A 17,461-nucleotide genomic window follows, 5' to 3' on the forward strand; every position below is an offset into this window, starting at 1 on the left:
CTCTCTTCAAAGCGTGTGGAAACATGACGGGGCGACGGCCGGAACTGGCCGCCGCCCGCGCATGATCGCGGGTTAGCCGTAGAAGGGCGTGACCAGGCAGGAGAGCGTCGCGCTGCCGGTGTCCTGATCGTCCGATCCGAACAGGCCGCACGTCCAGTCCTGCGTCCAGGGCGTCGCCGCGGCCTGGTCCACCGCACCGATATAATCGACCGTATCGATCGACGGATCGGTGAAGGCGGTGACCGCGTCTTCGTTCGGCCCGTTGACGAACCCGTCCGTCAACGAGGTGGTGAACGAAGCATCGTTATTGGCACCCATGTTGAACAAGGTCTGGATGTCGGCTGCCGAGATATCGCCTTCGCTGCCGAAGGCCGTCGGGCAGTCGATCACGACCGACTGGAAGTCGGGCATGCCATCGTCGATCGTCTCCTGATCGGCGACATTCAGACATTCCGCACTGCCGGTGATGACACCGTTCCAATATTGGCCGCCGATCCCCTCGCGGATCAGAACGCCGAAGTCGGTGCTGCCCCCTCCGCCGTAGAAGGTGAAGTTGGCAAAGGTCGGATCCGAACGCGGCAGATCGTCGAAGCGCGAATCGGCTTCGATGAAGTGATCGCCGCCGGCCGCGCGCTGGCGCACGATGATGAACTGGTTGACGCCGACATAGCCGCTATCGACGTCGAGACTGTCATCGTCGGCGCCGGTGACGACGAGGTGATCCCCGTTCACGGTCCCGCCGAACCATTCGAAGCCGTCGTCCGAGCTGTTGTGAACCTGGACGTAGCTGATCTCGGTACCGCTGCCGACGCCGCCCAGCGAGATGCCGTTCAGCTCATTGCCGGTGCTGACCTCGAAACCCGGATAGCGGACCTGGACATAGCGCAACGTACCGCTGTCGTCTGCGGCCTGATCGCCGCCGTAAAAGGCGCCGGACGTGCCTTCGATTTCGGTCTGGCAATCGGCGGCGCCGCCGGTCGCCGTCCCGTCGCAGTCGTTGATCGGGGCGCGGCCGAGGATGACGAGACCGCCGAACAGGCCGATCGAGTCCTCGTTGACCGTCCCCGAACCGTCCGTCTCGTTCTGGAAATTGGCACGCGCCGTAAAGGTGATCGGCTGCGTCTGGGTGCCGATGGCGTTCAGCTGCGAACCGCGCTGCACGACCAGGAAGTCAGCCGTACCGGCGCCGATCACGACGACGCCGGGATCGATGTTGAGAATGCCCTGCGTGCCGCCGGCCGCCAGGCCGTCACCACCCACATCGACGCCGACATCGACGCGGCCGTTGAGCGAGTAGACGACGCCGTCGAGCTTCTCCAGCCTGACCGTACCCGTGATCGTCCCGCCAATCCGGCAGATGCGGAAATCGACCGTGCCGTCGTCGTCACCGTCGATCGTGCCGTCATTGGTCGTCCCCATCGGGCAGTCCGCGGCCGGGGTGATCGAGGCGAAACGTTCGGTCGAAGGGGCCGGGCCAGAGGGCGGGGGCGGCGGAGGCGGCGGCGCCGGTGTCGACGGCGTTACGACGACAATATTGCCTTCGCCGGGCGATGCGACATCGTCGGCGCCGCAGGCGGCAAGCGGAATAGCGGCGCTCATCATGAGCATGATGCGAGTACGTGACATGTAGAAAACCCCTTTGGACCGAAATTAGCCGTGACGAACCGCGAGCTATGGGAGCCGGCGGGTTCCGGTGCTGCGTCTATGGGGAGCGTGTGATTCCTTGATGACGGACTCTTTGTGCTTTTATGACACCCGCCGAAACGAAAATGTCACAAAGCTTACGGGCCCGCTAATATGCTGCGCTAGCGAGCATCCATGATAATCGTTTGTGGCGTGCCGTCGCGCAATATTTCGATTTCGACCCGCCCGCGCTGACGAATGCGCCGTGGGATTCCCGCGACAGCGTCGGCATCTTCGAGCCCGAGTCCGCCGACTCGCACGACCACGTCGCCATCCTGCAGACCGGCGTCGCGAAACATGTCCGGCATCCGGCCTTCGCGAAACCGATAGCCCGCATGACGTCCGTTGATACGGTACGGCGCAAGCGCCGCCTGATATTCCCGCGCCTCGCGCCGCTCCGCTTCGCTGCCGCGGGGAGCGAATCGGGAGCCTGTCCCGGGCGCGGCAGCCGATGTCGGGCGCGCAACCATATCCTCCTCGGCAAAGGCCAGCCGCACTTCGCGGCCGCGCTCGCGCACGAGAATATGATCGCCCGCGACGGCGAGCAGCGGAACGCCCGGCGCAACATCGCGGCCCACCCGCACCAGCCGCTGCGGCCCGGCGCCCGTCGAGACGATCGCCGCGGCTGCCTCCCCGGATCCCATCACGCCGTGCAGGCGCAGTTCGGCGACCGAAGCCGAGCCGGATGCCAGTGGCGGCGCGACGGCGGAAGGCGGGATTGGCGGCGCGGCGGGTGCGGCGGCCGGCGGCGGCGTGTCCGCCGGCCGAGCCGCATCATCGCCGCTGAACAGCCAGAGGAGAAGCAGAAGCGCGATCGCACCGCCACCAACCAGAATGGCCAGGCGGCGCGGCGAGGTCGCAGCGTTGCGATCGAATTGGAAAAGGCCGGGCCGCTGCTCAGCCATGCTGGATTCTCCTCGGCGCGCGGTTGCTAGGGTCAAGAGATGACGATGTGATGACAGAAAGCAACCCGCACACCGCCGGCCAGACCGGCAACCGCGAAAACGGGCTTGCCATCTCCCCCGCCCAGCCTGCACTACGGGCCCGTATGCATAGGGAGACTGACAGGTGAGCGAGCAAGATGTTTTCCCGGTTCCGGCGCAATGGGCGAAACGGGCCCATGCGGACGAGGCGGAATATGAGCTGCTATACGGCCGCTCGCTCGCAGACCCCGGCACCTTCTGGCTCGAACAGGCCCGCACGCTCGACTGGATCAAGCGTCCCGAGATATCCGGCGACTGGAGCTTCGACGCCAGCGACTTCCACATCAACTGGTTCACCGACGGACAGCTCAACGTTTCAGCCAATTGCATCGATCGCCACCTTCCCGAACGGGGCGAGGATGTCGCCATCATCTGGGAGCCCGACGATCCCGCCGAGGAACCGAAACGCTTTACCTACCGTCAACTGCACAACGAGGTCTGCCGGTTCGCCAATGTCCTGAAACAGGAGGGGGTGCGGCGCGGCGACCGGGTGACCGTATATATGCCGATGATCCCCGAGGCGGCATTCGCGGTTCTCGCCTGTGCGCGGATCGGCGCGATCCATTCGGTCGTGTTCGGCGGCTTCTCGCCCGACGCCTTGGCGGGCCGGATCACCGATTGCGACAGCAGCCATGTCATCACCGCCGACGAAGGCCGGCGCGGCGGCAAACGGGTCGCGCTCAAGGCGAATGTCGACAGGGCGGCCGAACAGGTGAGCAGCCTCAAAAAGGTCATCACCATCCGGGCGACGGGCGGCGCGGTCGACATGACCGACGGGCGCGACGTCTGGTATCACGAGGCCGCCGAGACGGTGGACAGCGAATGCCCGCCCGAGACGATGGGCGCGGAGGACCCGCTCTTCATCCTCTACACGTCGGGATCGACCGGGAAGCCCAAGGGCGTACTCCACACCTCCGGCGGCTATCTGCTCTGGGCGTCGCTCACGCACAAATATGTGTTCGATTACAATCCGGGCGAGATCTACTGGTGCGCTGCCGATATCGGCTGGGTCACCGGCCACAGTTATATCGTCTACGGGCCGCTCGCGAACGGCGCGACGACGCTCATGTATGAGGGCGTCCCCAACTGGCCGACGCCGAGCCGCATCTGGGAAGTTGCCGACCGGCACGATGTCGAAATCCTCTACACTGCGCCGACCGCGCTGCGCGCACTGATGCGTGAAGGCGACGACTATGTGAAGCAGACGAGCCGGGCCAGCATCCGATTGCTCGGAACGGTCGGCGAGCCCATCAATCCCGAAGCCTGGCGGTGGTATTACAATGTCGTAGGCGAGGGCCGCTGCCCGATCGTCGACACCTGGTGGCAGACCGAAACCGGCGGCGCGATGATCACGCCGCTGCCTGGTGCAACGGACCTCAAGCCCGGCAGCGCAACCAAGCCCTTTTTCGGCATCGAGCCGCAGATCGTCGATGGCGAGGGACAAGTGCTGCACGGCGCGACCGAAGGCAATCTGTGCATCGCGCGCTCCTGGCCCGGCCAGATGCGTACCGTGTATGGCGACCATGCCCGCTTCTTCGACACCTATTTCACGACCTTCCCCGGCAAATATTTTACCGGCGACGGCTGCCGGCGGGACGAGGATGGCTATTACTGGATCACCGGGAGGGTCGACGATGTGATCAACGTTTCGGGCCACCGGATGGGCACCGCGGAAGTCGAAAGCGCGCTCGTTCTGCACAAGGATGTGTCGGAAGCCGCCGTCGTCGGCATGCCGCACGACGTGAAAGGTCAGGGCATCTACGCCTATGTCACGCTCAACGCGCATACCGAACCGAGCGAGGAACTGCGCAAGGAGCTGGTGAGCTGGGTGCGGACCGAGATCGGTCCGATCGCTTCGCCCGATGCGATCCAGTTCACCCCCGCCCTGCCCAAGACCCGCTCCGGCAAGATCATGCGGCGCATCCTGCGCAAGATCGCGGAAGGCGATATGAGCAGTCTGGGCGATACCAGCACCCTGGCCGAACCCGCGGTGGTCGACGAACTGGTGGCGAACCGGGTCGGCTAGTCGGGCTCGACGAGCGGCGACACGACGCTGCGTTCGGCGATCCAGTCTTCGAGCGCCGCGATGTCCGGGATATGCACGGTGCGATAACCGGTCTCGACGAGCTCCGCGTCGGCCAGCTCGGCCAACGCCTTGCCAGCCGTCACCCGACTGGTCGCAATCGCTTCGGCGAGCCCCGACTGGCTGCCGCGCGCGACATGCCCTGCCCCGTCCCGTTCCGCCATTACGATCAGGGTTTTCGCCAGCCGCACGGCGGCCGGGAGGCGGCGCTGATCGTCGAGCCGTTCGAGCGCCAACGATAACTGGCTGGCGAGCGTGACGAGCAGATGATCGCGCAGCGCCGGCTGTTGATCGAGGAGCCTTGTAAAACGATCGCGCGAGACCTCCCGGATGACCGTCTCGCCCACCGCAACCGCATCCATCGCCCGGGGAATGTCGAGAAACAGCGTCATCTCGCCAAAACTGTCGCCTGCCTTCATTTCGATATAGGTCGAGCGCTCGCCCTCGGCATCCGTCGTGCTGAGCCGGGCCGTGCCTTCGCTGACGATGGACAGGCCGGGCTTGCGGTCGCCGCGCTGGTGAATCGTCGCACCGTCCGGATAGCGCACCAGCACCCCGGCCGCCTCGACCGCCGCGCGCAAGGCGGGCGGCATCCGGCCGATGAACTGGCCGAGTAACGGCGAAAGCGCCGCGTCGCTCAATTGCCAATTTCTTTGCAGTTCATGATGGCGCTTCCTGCTACGAATCGGCTCGAAAGACAAGGAAGAGGGTGCGATGCAAACCAGCACGATCGCCATATTGGCCATCTATCTCGGCTTCGCGCTGATCGAACTGGCGCGCACCGGCCTGTTCAGCAAGCCCGAGCAGACGACCGGCGACGGGATCGTCGAAGCGGTCAGCACGGTGGTTCTCCTCTTCGTCACCCAGCCCCTGATCCTGTTCAGCTCCGCCTGGCTCGCCGGTGCGATCGCGCCGCAATATGCGGGCGCGCTCGCGGGTATCCCCATACTCGCCGCCATCGGGCTTTTCCTCCTGTTCGACGATATGATGCAATATTGGTGGCACCGGGCGGCGCACACTTTCCCCTGGCTCTACAAGCTGCACCGCCCGCATCACGACGCGCGCTATATGAGCATCCGCCTCGTCTACCGGAACAACCTCTTCTACTATCTGACGATGCCCGGCATCTGGTTCTCAGGCGTGCTCGTCTATCTCGGTCTCGGCTATGTCTATGCCGGCTATATCGTCGTGAAGCTGGCGGTGATCATCGGCGCGCATTCCGATGTCGCCTGGGACCGGCCGCTCTACAGGATCGCCTGGCTGTCGCCCGTCATGTGGGTCGTCGAACGGACGATCTCGACGCCGTCGACGCACCACGCGCATCACGGCCGCCACAAGGCCGACGGGGTAACCAACTATAAGGGCAATTTCGGAAACCTGCTCTTCTTCTGGGACGTGCTGTTCGGCACGGCCAAGATCACGCGCCGCTATCCCGACAGCTATGGCGTCGAGAATCTCCCGCCGACCTCGACCGGCGAGATGCTGGTCTGGCCGCTGATCAGCACGGGGAATTCAGCCGAGGCGGAGGTGCCCGAAAAGATGGCGCTGGCATAGTTTACGATGCTCGACCCTATGGTCGAGCGCCGCACCGGCCCGTACCCGATCTCCCATCGTATACCCTGAATGGGAAATCGGGTGGGGGTGCGGGCCGGTGCGGTTGCTTTCCGGTTGCGGAGGGCTGTTGCTCCTTGGCGCTGACCCTTAGGTGCTGACCCCTAGGTGCTGACCACGCCGTTATCGATCAGACTGCGCGCCGTATCGACGATCGTCTGTTCCTCGTCGCGCGTCTGCCAGCCGAGCTTTTCCCTGGCGTGGCTCGCATCGGCATGGCGGACCTTGCCGAGTTCCGACTTCACCTGGCGGGCGACCGGATCCCAGATCGCGACGATCTTCATTAGCCAGTCGGGGAGCTTGCGGGACGGCACCTTGCGCGCCTCCTCGCCGAGCCTGTCCTTCAGCACCATCGCGATATCGTGGAGCTTGAAGAATTTGCCGGCCGCGAAGAAACGTTCGCCGTCCATATTGGCCGCGGTCAGCGCGCGGACATGAAGGTCGGCGACGTCGCGGACATCGACGACGCAAAAGCCGAGATCGGGCGCGCCCGGGAAGCTGCCATCCATCATCTTTTTCACCGCCTCCAGAGACGTCGAGAAATCCGGGCTGAGGATCGGCCCGAGCACCATGCTCGGATTGATCGTGCAGAACTCCATGTCACCGCCACTGGCTTCCATCCAGTCGCGCGCCGCGCGCTCGGCGATCGTCTTCGATTTGACGTATGGATAGACGTCCGGATGCTCGAGATTGGTCCAGTCCTTCTCGCTGAACGTATATACGCCGCGATCGACGCCATAGGCGATCGCGGCCATCGACGAGGTCATTACGACCCGTTTCACGCCCGCCTCCTTGGCGAAGCGCAGCGCCCGGAGCGCACCGTCGCGCGCTGGCACGATCAGGTCGTTCTCGTCTTTGGGCGAGGCTTCGGGAAGCGGCGAGGCGAGATGCGCGACATGGCTGCACCCCTTCATCGCCTCGGCCCAGCCGGCATCGTCGGTCAGGTCCGCCTCGAAAAAGCTGAGCTTGGAGTTGTCAACGTTGAGGATATCGCGGACCTGCTGTTCCTTGGCGAGCGAACGGATGGTCGTGCGAACCGTCCAGCCCTCGGCGACAAGCTGACGGATCGTGAAGCCCGCGATATAGCCGCTGCCTCCGGTGACGAGTACGGTTCCGGCCATTGTTACTCTCCTGATCGATTATCGTTCTTGGTACGGAACGAAATTAGTAGTTATTTGCAACGCAAGCAAGCGAAGGAGCGCGGCCTGTGCGGACGATCGAGACGCTGGTGATCGGCGGCGGCATTGCGGGCCTGTCCGCTGCCGCGCGGATCGCAAGACATGGCGAGACGGTCGTGCTCGAACGCGAGGGCGCGCCCGGCTATCACTCCTCGGGGCGCAGCGCGACCTTCTGCCATTTCGGAATCGGCGACGGGCTCGTTCACAAACTGACGGCGGTGAGCAAGGCGGTGTTCGCGGCGCCGGCGGTAGACGGTTATCCGCCGCTCGCCCGGCGCATGGCGGCCCTTTTCATCGCCCGGGCCGAAGAGAAAGACACGCTCGACCGGCTGACTGCGACTACCCTCGCCCATTCGCCCGATGCCGAGCGGATCGCTGGCGACGCGCTGCGCGAGATCGTGCCGGTGCTGAAGACGGGCGCCGGCGGTTTCGCGGCAGGGCTCCACGATCCCGACGCCTACAAGCTCGACAGCGATGCGATGTTGCAAGCCAATATCCGGGCGCTCCGCGATGCCGGGGGCGAGCTGGTCGCCGACGCGCCGGTCGAGGCGATCCGCCGCGACGGCGCGCGCTGGATCGTCGATATGCCGGGCGAAAGCTATGCGGCCAGGCGGATCGTGAACGCCGCCGGGGCCTGGGCCGATACGATAGCGGTAATGGCGGGCGTCGAACCGCTCGGCCTCACGCCGCTCAAACGCACGATTATCGCCTTCCGCCCGCCCGAGGGCATCGACGTTTCCGGCTGGCCCTTTACCAAGACGGTCGGCAAGGGCTTCTACATGTTGCCAGAGGGATCGGGTCGGCTGCTCGCCTCGCCGATGGACGAAACGGCGAGCGAACCCCGCGATGCGCAGCCCGACGAGGAAACCGTCGCGCTGGCCGCCTGGAATGTCGAACAGGCAACGACGATGCCGATCCGCCGGATCGACCATAAATGGTCGGGGCTCCGGACGTTCGCGCCCGATAACAGTCCGGTCGCCGGATATGCGCCCGACGCGCCCGGTTTCTTCTGGCTTGCCGGCCAGGGCGGTTTCGGCCTGCAAACTTCGCCCGGCATGGCGATGGCGGCCGAAGCGCTGCTGTTCGGAATCGACTGGCCCGGGCCATTGGCAGCGGCGGGCGTAGATCGGGCGGATCTCGCCGCCGAACGGCTCGCGCACTGATTTCGGGCCTGACCAATTTGGGTCGGCCCGTGCGTTATGGTAAAATGGGCCACTGGCAAGAGGGGAAAAGCCGTGGCGGAGACGATCAACTGGCCGGAGAAAACGCGCGAGCTGCACAGCCACCATTTCGATTCGACGATATGGAACGATTTCGAGTTCCGCGACGACGACATCATTATCGGTACCTATGCGAAGTCGGGGACGACCTGGCTCCAGCAAATCGTCGCGCAGCTCGTCTTTCGCGGCGAAGAGGGGCTGCCGGTCGCCGACATGTCGCCCTGGCTCGATCTCAGGGTGCCGCCCAAGGAGGTGAAGCTGGAGGTTGTCGAGACGCAAGACCATCGGCGATTTCTCAAGACGCATCTGCCGGTCGACGCGCTCGTGTTCAGCCCGAAGGCCAGATATCTCTATGCGGCGCGCGACGGTCGCGACGTGGTGTGGAGCTTTTTCCACCATTTTCGCAATGCCAACGACAAGCTTTATGACCTCCTCAACGATACGCCGGGTCGCGTCGGGCCGCCGATGCCGCGCCTGTCCGACGATGTCTGCGAGGTCTTCCGTACCTGGCTCGCCGAGGACGGGGCGCCTTGGTGGTCTTTCTGGGAGAATATCCGTACCTGGTGGGAGATTCGCGACCTTCCGAATGTCCGGCTCGTCCACTTCGCGGAGCTGAAGGCCGATCTCGAGGGCGAGATGCGGCGGATCGCCGATTTCCTCGACATCGAGATCGACGATTCGCTCTGGCCCGTCCTGATCGACCATTGCGGCTTCGACTATATGAAAGCCAATGCCGACGCAGCAGCGCCGCTCAACGGCTCGGTCTGGCAGGGCGGCGGCAAGACGTTCATTCACAAGGGGACGAACGGGCGCTGGCGCGACATGCTCCCGCAAACCGATTCCGAAGCCTATGAGGCCAAGGCGGTCGAGGAACTGGGCGAAGACTGCGCCCACTGGCTCGCAACGGGAGAGATGCGCGAATAGCTCTCCGCCCTAACGCAACAAAACCAGTTCTTCCGCCATCGTCGGGTGGAGCGCGACGACATTGTCGAAATCGGTCTTGGTCAGACCCGCCTTCACGGCCACCGCGGCCGCCTGCAGGATTTCCGGCGCGTCGGGGCCGATCATGTGCAGGCCGACGATCCGGTCGGTATCGGCATCGGTGATCATCTTGTAGAGCGCGCGCTCGTTGCGTTCGGCGAGCACATTCTTCATCGCCCGGAAATCGGATTGATAGACCTTGACCGAGCCGAGCTGGTTTCTCGCTTCGCCCTCGGTCATCCCGACACCGGCAAGCGGCGGGTGGCTGAACACGGCCGACGGGATGCAGTCATAATCGACGGTCGACGGATTGTCGTTGAACACCGTCTCGGCGAACGCATGGCCCTCGCGGATCGCAACGGGCGTGAGCTGGACGCGATCGGTAACGTCGCCGACGGCGTAGATGCTGTCGACATTGGTCTTGCTGTACTCGTCGACCTTGATCGCACCCTTGTCGTCGAGCGCGACCCCGGCCGCATCGAGCCCGAGCCCTTCGGTCTTGGGCCGCCGCCCGGTCGCGATGAGGATGAGGTCGACTTCCTTCTCCTCCTCGCCCGTCACCTTGACGAGAAACGAGCCGTCCTCCTGTTTCTCGATATATTCGAACTCGGCATTGAAGCAGAAATCGATGCCCTTGGTCATCGAGATCTGGAGCAGCCGGTCGCGGATGGACTGGTCATATTGACGCAGGATGACGTCGGACCTGTTGACCAGCGTCACCTTGCTGCCGAGCTTGTTGAAGATGCCGGCGAACTCGTTGGCGATATAGCCGGCGCCGGCGATCAGCACGCGCCCGGGCAGTTTTTCGAGATGAAAGACCTCGTTCGAGCTGATCGCATGTTCGCTGCCCTGGAATTCCGGCATATGCGGCCAGGCGCCGGTCGCGACGAGGATATGTTTCGCCGTCCTGGTCTCGCCGCTCGCCAGCTTGACGCTGTTCGGGCCTTCGATCGTAGCGCGTTCCTTGAAGATTTCGACATCATGGTTTTCGAGCGTATCGGTATAGGCGCCGTTGATCCGGTCGACCTCGGCCAGCACATTGTCGCGCAAGGTCGCCCAGTCGAAATCCGGCTTGCCGTCGAGTTTCCAGCCGAATTTCCGCGCGTCCTTCAGATCCTCGGCGAAATGCGCGCCATAGACGAGCAGCTTTTTGGGTACACAACCGCGGATCACGCAGGTGCCGCCCACCTTGTGCTCCTCGGCGATCGCCACTTTCGCGCCAAAAGCCGCCGAAACCCGCGCGGCGCGGACGCCGCCCGAGCCCGCGCCGATTACGAAAAGGTCATAGTCAAATTCGGCCATCGGAATTTCCTGTTCTTGATATCTGGTCGGGGTTCGATCTGGGTAGGCAAAGGGTTACGCACAAGCGGAGTTTGCCGATCAGAGTGATCGCTCCACTCGCCGAGAAGATGTCGCGATCTGTATCACAGCGCGCGCTCGATCAGGGCGCGCGTCGAAGCGTCGAGTTCCAGCGCCTCTTCGTCCTCCGCAATCGCCCGCGCGATATCCTTGCCGAGCTCCACGCCGAACTGGTCGAACGGATTGATGCCGAGCAGCGCCGCGTTGACGAAGGTCCGGTGCTCGTAAAAGGCGAGCAGCGCGCCGAGATCGGCCGGATCGAGCCGCTCGAGCAGAATCGTGCTCGATGGCCGGTCGCCCGGGAAATGGCGAGCCGGATCGTCGGACGGCCGGCCGCTCATCAGCGCCGCGCCTTGCGCGAAACAGTTGACCAGCAACTGCTCGTGATGCGCGGGATCGCGATGGTCGTGCGCTTCGGCGACCGCGACGAATTCGGCCGGCACGAGATGGGTGCCCTGGTGAAGCAGCTGGAACACCGCATGCTGGGCGTCGGTACCCACGCCGCCCCAGACGATCGACGCGGAGGTCCGGTCCAGCGGTTTTCCGTCCGCGGTCGCCGCCTTGCCGTTCGATTCCATCTCAAGCTGCTGGAGATAGGGCGGGAGCAGCCGCAGCCGCTCGTCATAGGCGAACACCGCGCGCGTTTCCGCGCCCCGCACCTGTGTGTAATAGAGATCGGCGAAGGCGGCGAGGACGGGCGCATTCTCGCGCCACTCGGCGAGCCGGAAATGCCGGTCCATCGCCGCCGCGCCCTCGAGCAGCTGTTCGAACGCTTCCCAGCCCAGCGCCAGCGCGATCGGAAAGCCGATCGACGACCAGAGCGAATAGCGGCCGCCGACGGTTTCGGGGAAAGGCAGCACGCGCGTCTGGTCGATGCCGAATTCGACCGCCTTGTCCGGTTCGGCGGTCAGCGCGACCATCTGGCCGAAAGGATCGGCGATGCCCGCATTGCGCATCCACTGAATCGCGCTCTGCGCGTTGAGCATGGTCTCCGCCGTCGTGAAGCTTTTCGAGGCGATAACGACCAGCGTATATTCGGGATCGAACAGCGTGAACGGCGTTTCGAGCGCGGCGCCATCGACATTCGAAACGACCGCGACGTCATGGGCCGGCTCCTCCCGCCCCAGCGCGTCTATTACAAAATCCGGCCCGAGCGCCGACCCGCCAATGCCGAGATGCAGGACATGGCGGATCTCGCCCATCGCGCCGGCTTCGATGGCGTCGACCAGCGCCCGCATTCGCATGTGCAGCGCATTGGCCAGCGCGACGCTTTCGGGCGCCCCCTGCCCGCGCTGCGCCATATGTTCGGCCGCCCGGCCCTCGCTTGCGTTCACCGGCTCGCCAGCAAACAGCGCGTCGCGCTTGCCCGCCAGATCGGCTGCGTCGGCCAGGGCGACGAACTTGTCGATCAACCCGGCCTCCAGATGAGTCTTGGCGAAATCGAAATAGAGGCCGGCTTCTTCGATCGTCAGCCGGTCGAGCCGGTCGGGATCGGATTCGAACAATGCCTCGAGGCGTTCGGGTTCGGAATGTTCAATCGCCTGCCAGGCGGTAGCGGTATCGGACATGGCGCCCTTCTGGCGTGCCGACGGGACGGCGGCAAGCGCCTTGGCTCATTCGTCCCGCAGTGGCAGCGAAAGACAGGCTTTGAGTCCGTGGCCGGACAGGTTTTCCAGATTCAGCTCTCCGCCATGCTCGCGGACGATCGCGCGGGCCAGCGCCAGCCCGAGACCCGAGCCGCCTTGTTCGCGATTGCGCGATCCTTCCAGCCGGGCAAAGGGTTCGAACACCGATTCCAATGCCGCCTCGTCGATCCCCGGCCCCTCGTCGTCGACTTCAATCACGACCGTGCCGTCGGATCGGCGCAGGCGCACGGTCGCGCTGCCCCCATAACGGACCGCATTGTCGATCAGGTTGCGGATCGCGCGCTTGAGCAGATTGGCGCGGCCATTGACCACCAGCCGCTCGCTATCCTCCAGTTCGACGGGCGCGCCGACATCGCGAAAATCCTCGATCGCGCTGTCGACGAGTGCGGTGAGATCGAGCGGTTCGGATTCCGCATTGGGCCGGCCGAGCCGGGCGAGCGACAGGATATCGTCGAGCGTCTCCGTCATGTCGGCGATCGTCTCGACCATCCGTCGGCGCTCGGCTTCGTCGGGCACATTTTCGGCATGGATACGCAGCGCCGCCAGCGGCGTGCGCAGATCATGACCGATGGCGCCGAGCATATGATCCTTCTCGCCCAGCATCGCGGCGATCCGCACGCGCATCGCGTTGAACGCCTCGATCAGGCTGGCGACGTCGCGCGGGCCTTCGACCGGGACCGGAGCCGCATCCGTCCCGTCGCTGAAATCCCGGACCGCGCCTGTCAGCGACCGCAGCGGACGCGAGACGCGGCGCGCGAACAGGAACAGCACGAACAGCAATACGCCATACAGGATTACCGTCTGCGCGATGATCGAGATCAGCGCACCGATGCCGCCGGGCCGGATACGCATCCAGCTGTTGATCCAGCGTCCGTCCTGCAGCTGGGCCGAAACCCGCAATATGTCTGGCGGGCGGCGATGGTTCATTCTCCGTTCGAACCGGCGAGGCGGCGGCATCCGGGCAACGTCCACCCGCCCGACCTCGACAACAAGAGGCGAAAAACCCGCCGTTTCCAAACCACTTGCCAGCCGTTGCTCATATGTTGGCACACGATCATGAGATTCCGTGCGAACAGCGCTTCGGTCGTCGATGCGCACGAAGGCACGGCGCCGAAACCGCTGCGGCAGGACGGGTTCGCCCGTTTCCAGCCGCTCGGCCACGGTGACGACCCGTGCGATGACCGGGCCGGCGGCTTCGGCGAAACGCAGCCGCTCGCCGGCGCGAACGAGCATCGCGAAATTGATCGCCTGCGCGACGAACAGCGCCAGCGCGACGAGCAGCATCAGCTGCCCGAACAGGCTCTTGGGCCACAACGCTTTCATAGTCGGGTGACGTCCGTCGCCAGCGTATAGCCTCCGCCCCAGACTGTCTTGATCAGTTCGGGCGATTTCGGATCCCGCTCGATCTTGCGGCGCAAGCGGCTGACCTGGTTGTCGACGGCCCGGTCGAAAGCATGCGCCTCGCGCCCCTGGGTCAGGTCGAGCAGCTGGTCGCGCGAGAGCACCTGCTGGGGATGCGTCACGAGCGCGAGCAGCAGCTGATATTCGCCGGTCGAAAGGGCGACCGAAACGCCGTCGCGATCGACGAGCGCGCGCTCTCCCGCTTTCAGCACCCAGCCGCCAAAGCCGTAGCTTTGCTGGTCGGGTGCGCGCTGATGCACGCCACCCGCCCCGGCCCGGCGCAGGATCACCTTGACCCGCGCCAACAGCTCGCGCGGCGAGAAGGGTTTCACGACATAATCGTCCGCGCCCATTTCGAGGCCGATGATCCGTTCGGTCTCTTCGGATTTGGCGGTCAGCAGGATGACCGGGGTTTCGCTCGTCGCCCGGATGTGCCGCGTCAGGCTGAGGCCGTCCTCGCCCGGCATCATGATATCGGAAATCACGCAGTCGATCGCATAGGCGGCAAGCTTCTGCCGCGCCGTTTCGGCATCGGCGGCTTCGGTTACGCGATAACCGTTCTTGCCGAGAAACGCGGCGAGCGGTTCGCGAATGCTGCGCTCGTCCTCGACGAGCAGGAGATGAGGGTTGCCGGTCATCGAGCCGAGCATAGCGCGGCCAAATCGCTTATGCGACATGACGGGCAACCGGCCAGGGAAGCCACCGGTTGCCCGCCATTCGCCACGCGCCCCGAAATGGGAGGGGCAAGGCGCGCGGCATGGTTGAACCTCTCGGACCTAGCCGCCCTGCCGTTCGGCACGGCGGGCAGCCCGGGCGGCGCGACGCTCTTCGCGGGTGACCGTTCCGTCGTTATTGGCATCGGCCTGGTCGAACCGGGCGAAGGCGCGCGCGGCAATCTCGTCCCGCGTGATCAGACCGTCGCCATTGGCATCGGGGTTCGGGCGATTGGCCCGCCGCTCGGCCCGGCGTTCGCGATGGCGTTCGCGCATCTGCTCGCGTTCTGCCTGATCGATCTGCCCATCACCATTGCTATCGACCCGGTCGAACATGGCGAGACCGCGTTCGCCCGGCACCTCGTCGCGGGTAATCACGCCGTCGCCATTGGCGTCCAGCCGCGCCATCCGGCCGCCACGCCGGCCATTCTGACCCCGCTCCGCCCGGCGCTCGGCGCGGCGCGCACGGCGTTCTTCGCGCATCGTGGTGCGCTCGGCTTCGTCGATGGCGCCGTCGCCATTGACGTCGGCCCGGGCGAAACGCTCATCGATCGCGGCATTGAGCTCGGCGCGGGTCAGATTGCCGTCGCCATCGGCATCGGCGCGCATGCCGTGCGGCTGGGCGATGGCGGCGCCGGCGACCGCAAGGGCGGCGGCGCTCGAAACGATCAATATCTTCTTCTTCATCGGGATTCTCCTTACTCTGTACAATCCGGTTCGGCGGCATTCGTCCCGCCTTGGCCACCGGAATAGGCGGCGAATGTCGCAGGCCTTTGTCGGATCGCGAGAAAAGTGTCGCAAAATGTCGCAGAATCGCATCGAGGCTTCGGGACTTGACCGAAACCCGCGTCTCGTCGACATCGCGGGCGATGCTCAGGGAACTTGACGAGAAGACCGGCGACGGATCGCCGCAACCCTATCCCGCCCTGCGTCCTCGCCGGACGCTATGGGGCTGGGTGCGCTTTATCCTTTCGCTGGCGATCCTCGCGCTGGCGCTGCGCAGCCTCGTCATCGCACCGTTCAATATCCCATCGCGGTCGATGACCCCCACGCTCTTCGTCGGCGACTATCTGTTCGTCGCAAAATGGCCCTATGGCTATTCGCGCTACAGCTTCCCTCTCGCGCCGGATTTCATCGACGGCCGGATCGGCAACGGTCGGCCAAGCCGCGGCGACATCATCGTCTTCCGCTCGCCGGCCGATCCTGCGAGCGCGTACATCAAACGCGTGATCGGCCTCCCCGGCGATCGCATCCGGATGATCGGCGGCGAACTGCATCTGAACGGCGAAGCGGTCGCCCGCGAGGAAGTCGCCGAATTCGCCGAACCCGTCGACGATGCGAGCGGCTGCGCGACCCGGCCCGGCGGCAACGGCCGTCTCGAAAGCGCCGATGAGGGGTCGCTGGTCTGTTACACGCCCCGCTACCGTGAAACGCTGCCCGGCGGGCGCAGCTATCTCGTGCTGGATGCCGGGGACAGCATGGCGGATACGACGGCGGAGTTCGTCGTGCCCGACGGCCACTATTTCCTGATGGGCGACGATCGCGACCGCAGCGCCGATAGCCGTTTTCCCGCCGAGCCGGGCGGCGGGATCGGCCTCGTGCCGGAGGAGTATATCGTCGGCCGGGCGCTGGTCATCTTCTGGTCGACCGACGGATCGGCCAGCTGGGCCAATCCTGTCAGCTGGTTCGGCGCCGCGCGCTGGAACCGGATCGGCCGCGGTTTTTGATGGTGCGCAAGGCCGGCCGCCGTTACAGAGCCGCGCAATGACCGATAATCCCGAAACCGATGCCTGGCTGGCCGATACGCTCGGCCACAGGCCGCGTGACTCCGCGCTGTTCGAGCGCGCGCTTACCCATCCGAGCATGGACGAGCCCCATTATCAGCGGCTCGAGTTTCTCGGCGACCGGGTGCTCGGCCTGATTATCTCGACCTGGCTCTACGAGCGCCACGAGGGCGATGCCGAGGGCAAGCTCAACAGCCGGCTCGCCTTGCTCGTCTCGCGCACGACCTGCGCAGATATCGCGCGCGAGATCGGAGTCGCGCCGCATATCCGCTTCGGCAAACAGGCGCGCGACGACGGCAGCGCGGACAGCGACAATGTTCTGGGCGACGTGATGGAGGCGCTGATCGGCGCGCTCTACCGCGATGCGGGCTTCGATGCCGCGCGCTCCTTCGTCTACAAGGTTTGGGAAAGCCGGGTCGAGGAAGTCGATCGCGCGCCCCAGCACCCCAAGAGTGCGCTACAGGAATGGGCGGCCGCCAACCGGGCCAAGCCGCCCGTCTACTCGATCGTCGACCGCAGCGGTCCCCCGCACAATCCGCGCTTCACGATCCGCGTCGAGATCCCGAACCGCGACAGCGCACAAGCCGAAGGTTCGTCGAAGCAGGAAGCCGAAAAGGCGGCCGCGCTGGCGCTGCTGGAAAAACTCGCATGAGTCGGGCTTCTCTCTGTCAGACCTTCGCTAGCGCTCAGGCGCCGCACCAGGATTTGTTTGTCAGACCTTCGGCTTCGCCTCAGGCGCGGTACCGGCCCGCACCCCCTCCCGACCTCCCATTCAGGGTACACTCGTGGGAGGCCGGGAGGGGGTGCGGGCCGGTGCGG

General features: G+C 65.1%; 15 protein-coding genes. 6 read left to right on the top strand and 9 right to left on the bottom strand.

Annotated elements, in window-relative coordinates:
• Positions 1 to 72: 72 nt before the first annotated feature.
• Positions 73 to 1,626 carry a hypothetical protein gene (locus tag HFP57_RS07145; protein ID WP_218135079.1) on the bottom strand — a complete coding sequence of 518 codons (1,554 nt, stop codon included), beginning with the start codon at positions 1,624 to 1,626 and terminating at the stop codon, positions 73 to 75.
• Between the two features lie 179 nt (positions 1,627 to 1,805).
• Complete coding sequence (locus HFP57_RS07150; protein WP_176869141.1) at positions 1,806 to 2,588, bottom strand: type II secretion system protein N; 783 nt, start codon at positions 2,586 to 2,588, stop codon at positions 1,806 to 1,808.
• 163 nt (positions 2,589 to 2,751) lie between these two features.
• Here HFP57_RS07150 and acs point away from each other — a divergent pair, with 163 nt between their 5' ends.
• Positions 2,752 to 4,692 (top strand): acetate--CoA ligase, encoded by a 1,941-nt coding sequence (gene acs / locus HFP57_RS07155; protein WP_176869142.1) that lies wholly within the window; start codon positions 2,752 to 2,754, stop codon positions 4,690 to 4,692.
• Here acs and HFP57_RS07160 read toward each other — a convergent pair.
• Positions 4,689 to 5,390, bottom strand: a complete 702-nt coding sequence (locus HFP57_RS07160; protein ID WP_176869143.1) for a Crp/Fnr family transcriptional regulator — start codon at positions 5,388 to 5,390, stop codon at positions 4,689 to 4,691. The genes acs and HFP57_RS07160 overlap by 4 nt on opposite strands.
• A gap of 73 nt (positions 5,391 to 5,463) precedes the next feature.
• On the opposite strand from HFP57_RS07160, the gene HFP57_RS07165 reads away from it, so the two are divergent.
• Positions 5,464 to 6,303 carry a sterol desaturase family protein gene (locus HFP57_RS07165; RefSeq protein ID WP_176869144.1) on the top strand — a complete coding sequence of 280 codons (840 nt, stop codon included), beginning with the start codon at positions 5,464 to 5,466 and terminating at the stop codon, positions 6,301 to 6,303.
• Between the two features lie 161 nt (positions 6,304 to 6,464).
• On the opposite strand, the gene HFP57_RS07170 is transcribed toward HFP57_RS07165, so the two are convergent.
• On the bottom strand, positions 6,465 to 7,481 hold the full coding sequence (locus HFP57_RS07170) for an SDR family oxidoreductase (protein ID WP_176869145.1): 1,017 nt from the start codon (positions 7,479 to 7,481) through the stop codon (positions 6,465 to 6,467).
• 86 nt (positions 7,482 to 7,567) lie between these two features.
• Here HFP57_RS07170 and HFP57_RS07175 point away from each other — a divergent pair, with 86 nt between their 5' ends.
• Together HFP57_RS07175 and HFP57_RS07180 are read left to right on the top strand one after the other, a co-directional pair.
• The gene (locus HFP57_RS07175) at positions 7,568 to 8,701 is read left to right on the top strand and encodes an NAD(P)/FAD-dependent oxidoreductase (protein WP_176869146.1); all 1,134 of its coding nucleotides are present in this window, start codon (positions 7,568 to 7,570) and stop codon (positions 8,699 to 8,701) included.
• A gap of 72 nt (positions 8,702 to 8,773) precedes the next feature.
• On the top strand, positions 8,774 to 9,682 hold the full coding sequence (locus HFP57_RS07180) for a sulfotransferase domain-containing protein (RefSeq protein ID WP_218135080.1): 909 nt from the start codon (positions 8,774 to 8,776) through the stop codon (positions 9,680 to 9,682).
• A gap of 9 nt (positions 9,683 to 9,691) precedes the next feature.
• On the opposite strand, the gene gorA is transcribed toward HFP57_RS07180, so the two are convergent.
• From gorA to HFP57_RS07205, 5 genes are all read right to left on the bottom strand, one after another.
• Positions 9,692 to 11,041, bottom strand: a complete 1,350-nt coding sequence (gorA, locus tag HFP57_RS07185) for a glutathione-disulfide reductase (RefSeq protein WP_176869148.1) — start codon at positions 11,039 to 11,041, stop codon at positions 9,692 to 9,694.
• A gap of 122 nt (positions 11,042 to 11,163) precedes the next feature.
• Complete coding sequence (gene pgi, locus HFP57_RS07190; RefSeq protein WP_176869149.1) at positions 11,164 to 12,666, bottom strand: glucose-6-phosphate isomerase; 1,503 nt, start codon at positions 12,664 to 12,666, stop codon at positions 11,164 to 11,166.
• 45 nt (positions 12,667 to 12,711) lie between these two features.
• On the bottom strand, positions 12,712 to 14,067 hold the full coding sequence (locus HFP57_RS07195; RefSeq protein ID WP_176869150.1) for a sensor histidine kinase: 1,356 nt from the start codon (positions 14,065 to 14,067) through the stop codon (positions 12,712 to 12,714).
• Positions 14,064 to 14,783 carry a response regulator gene (locus tag HFP57_RS07200; protein WP_176869151.1) on the bottom strand — a complete coding sequence of 240 codons (720 nt, stop codon included), beginning with the start codon at positions 14,781 to 14,783 and terminating at the stop codon, positions 14,064 to 14,066. The genes HFP57_RS07195 and HFP57_RS07200 overlap by 4 nt, the downstream gene beginning before the upstream one ends.
• Positions 14,784 to 14,921: 138 nt before the next feature.
• Positions 14,922 to 15,545, bottom strand: a complete 624-nt coding sequence (locus HFP57_RS07205) for an EF-hand domain-containing protein (RefSeq protein ID WP_176869152.1) — start codon at positions 15,543 to 15,545, stop codon at positions 14,922 to 14,924.
• Positions 15,546 to 15,691: 146 nt separating this feature from the next.
• On the opposite strand from HFP57_RS07205, the gene lepB reads away from it, so the two are divergent.
• Positions 15,692 to 16,585 (top strand): signal peptidase I, encoded by an 894-nt coding sequence (gene lepB / locus HFP57_RS07210; protein ID WP_246263465.1) that lies wholly within the window; start codon positions 15,692 to 15,694, stop codon positions 16,583 to 16,585.
• A 37-nt stretch (positions 16,586 to 16,622) separates the two neighbouring features.
• The gene (rnc, locus tag HFP57_RS07215) at positions 16,623 to 17,294 is read left to right on the top strand and encodes a ribonuclease III (RefSeq protein ID WP_176869153.1); all 672 of its coding nucleotides are present in this window, start codon (positions 16,623 to 16,625) and stop codon (positions 17,292 to 17,294) included.
• Positions 17,295 to 17,461 lie beyond the last annotated feature (167 nt).

This window comes from Parasphingopyxis algicola (assembly GCF_013378075.1).
Lineage (GTDB): Bacteria > Pseudomonadota > Alphaproteobacteria > Sphingomonadales > Sphingomonadaceae > Parasphingopyxis > Parasphingopyxis algicola.

Bases quoted from the DNA above. Each gene is read 5' to 3' on its own strand.
- HFP57_RS07195 (WP_176869150.1), bottom strand. From the start codon at position 14,067: ATGAAAGCGTTGTGGCCCAAGAGCCTGTTCGGGCAGCTGATGCTGCTC.
- HFP57_RS07165 (WP_176869144.1), top strand. From the start codon at position 5,464: ATGCAAACCAGCACGATCGCCATATTGGCCATCTATCTCGGCTTCGCG.
- HFP57_RS07170 (WP_176869145.1), bottom strand. From the start codon at position 7,481: ATGGCCGGAACCGTACTCGTCACCGGAGGCAGCGGCTATATCGCGGGC.
- HFP57_RS07145 (WP_218135079.1), bottom strand. From the start codon at position 1,626: ATGTCACGTACTCGCATCATGCTCATGATGAGCGCCGCTATTCCGCTT.
- HFP57_RS07150 (WP_176869141.1), bottom strand. From the start codon at position 2,588: ATGGCTGAGCAGCGGCCCGGCCTTTTCCAATTCGATCGCAACGCTGCG.
- HFP57_RS07200 (WP_176869151.1), bottom strand. From the start codon at position 14,783: ATGACCGGCAACCCTCATCTCCTGCTCGTCGAGGACGAGCGCAGCATT.
- rnc (WP_176869153.1), top strand. From the start codon at position 16,623: ATGACCGATAATCCCGAAACCGATGCCTGGCTGGCCGATACGCTCGGC.
- pgi (WP_176869149.1), bottom strand. From the start codon at position 12,666: ATGTCCGATACCGCTACCGCCTGGCAGGCGATTGAACATTCCGAACCC.
- gorA (WP_176869148.1), bottom strand. From the start codon at position 11,041: ATGGCCGAATTTGACTATGACCTTTTCGTAATCGGCGCGGGCTCGGGC.
- HFP57_RS07205 (WP_176869152.1), bottom strand. From the start codon at position 15,545: ATGAAGAAGAAGATATTGATCGTTTCGAGCGCCGCCGCCCTTGCGGTC.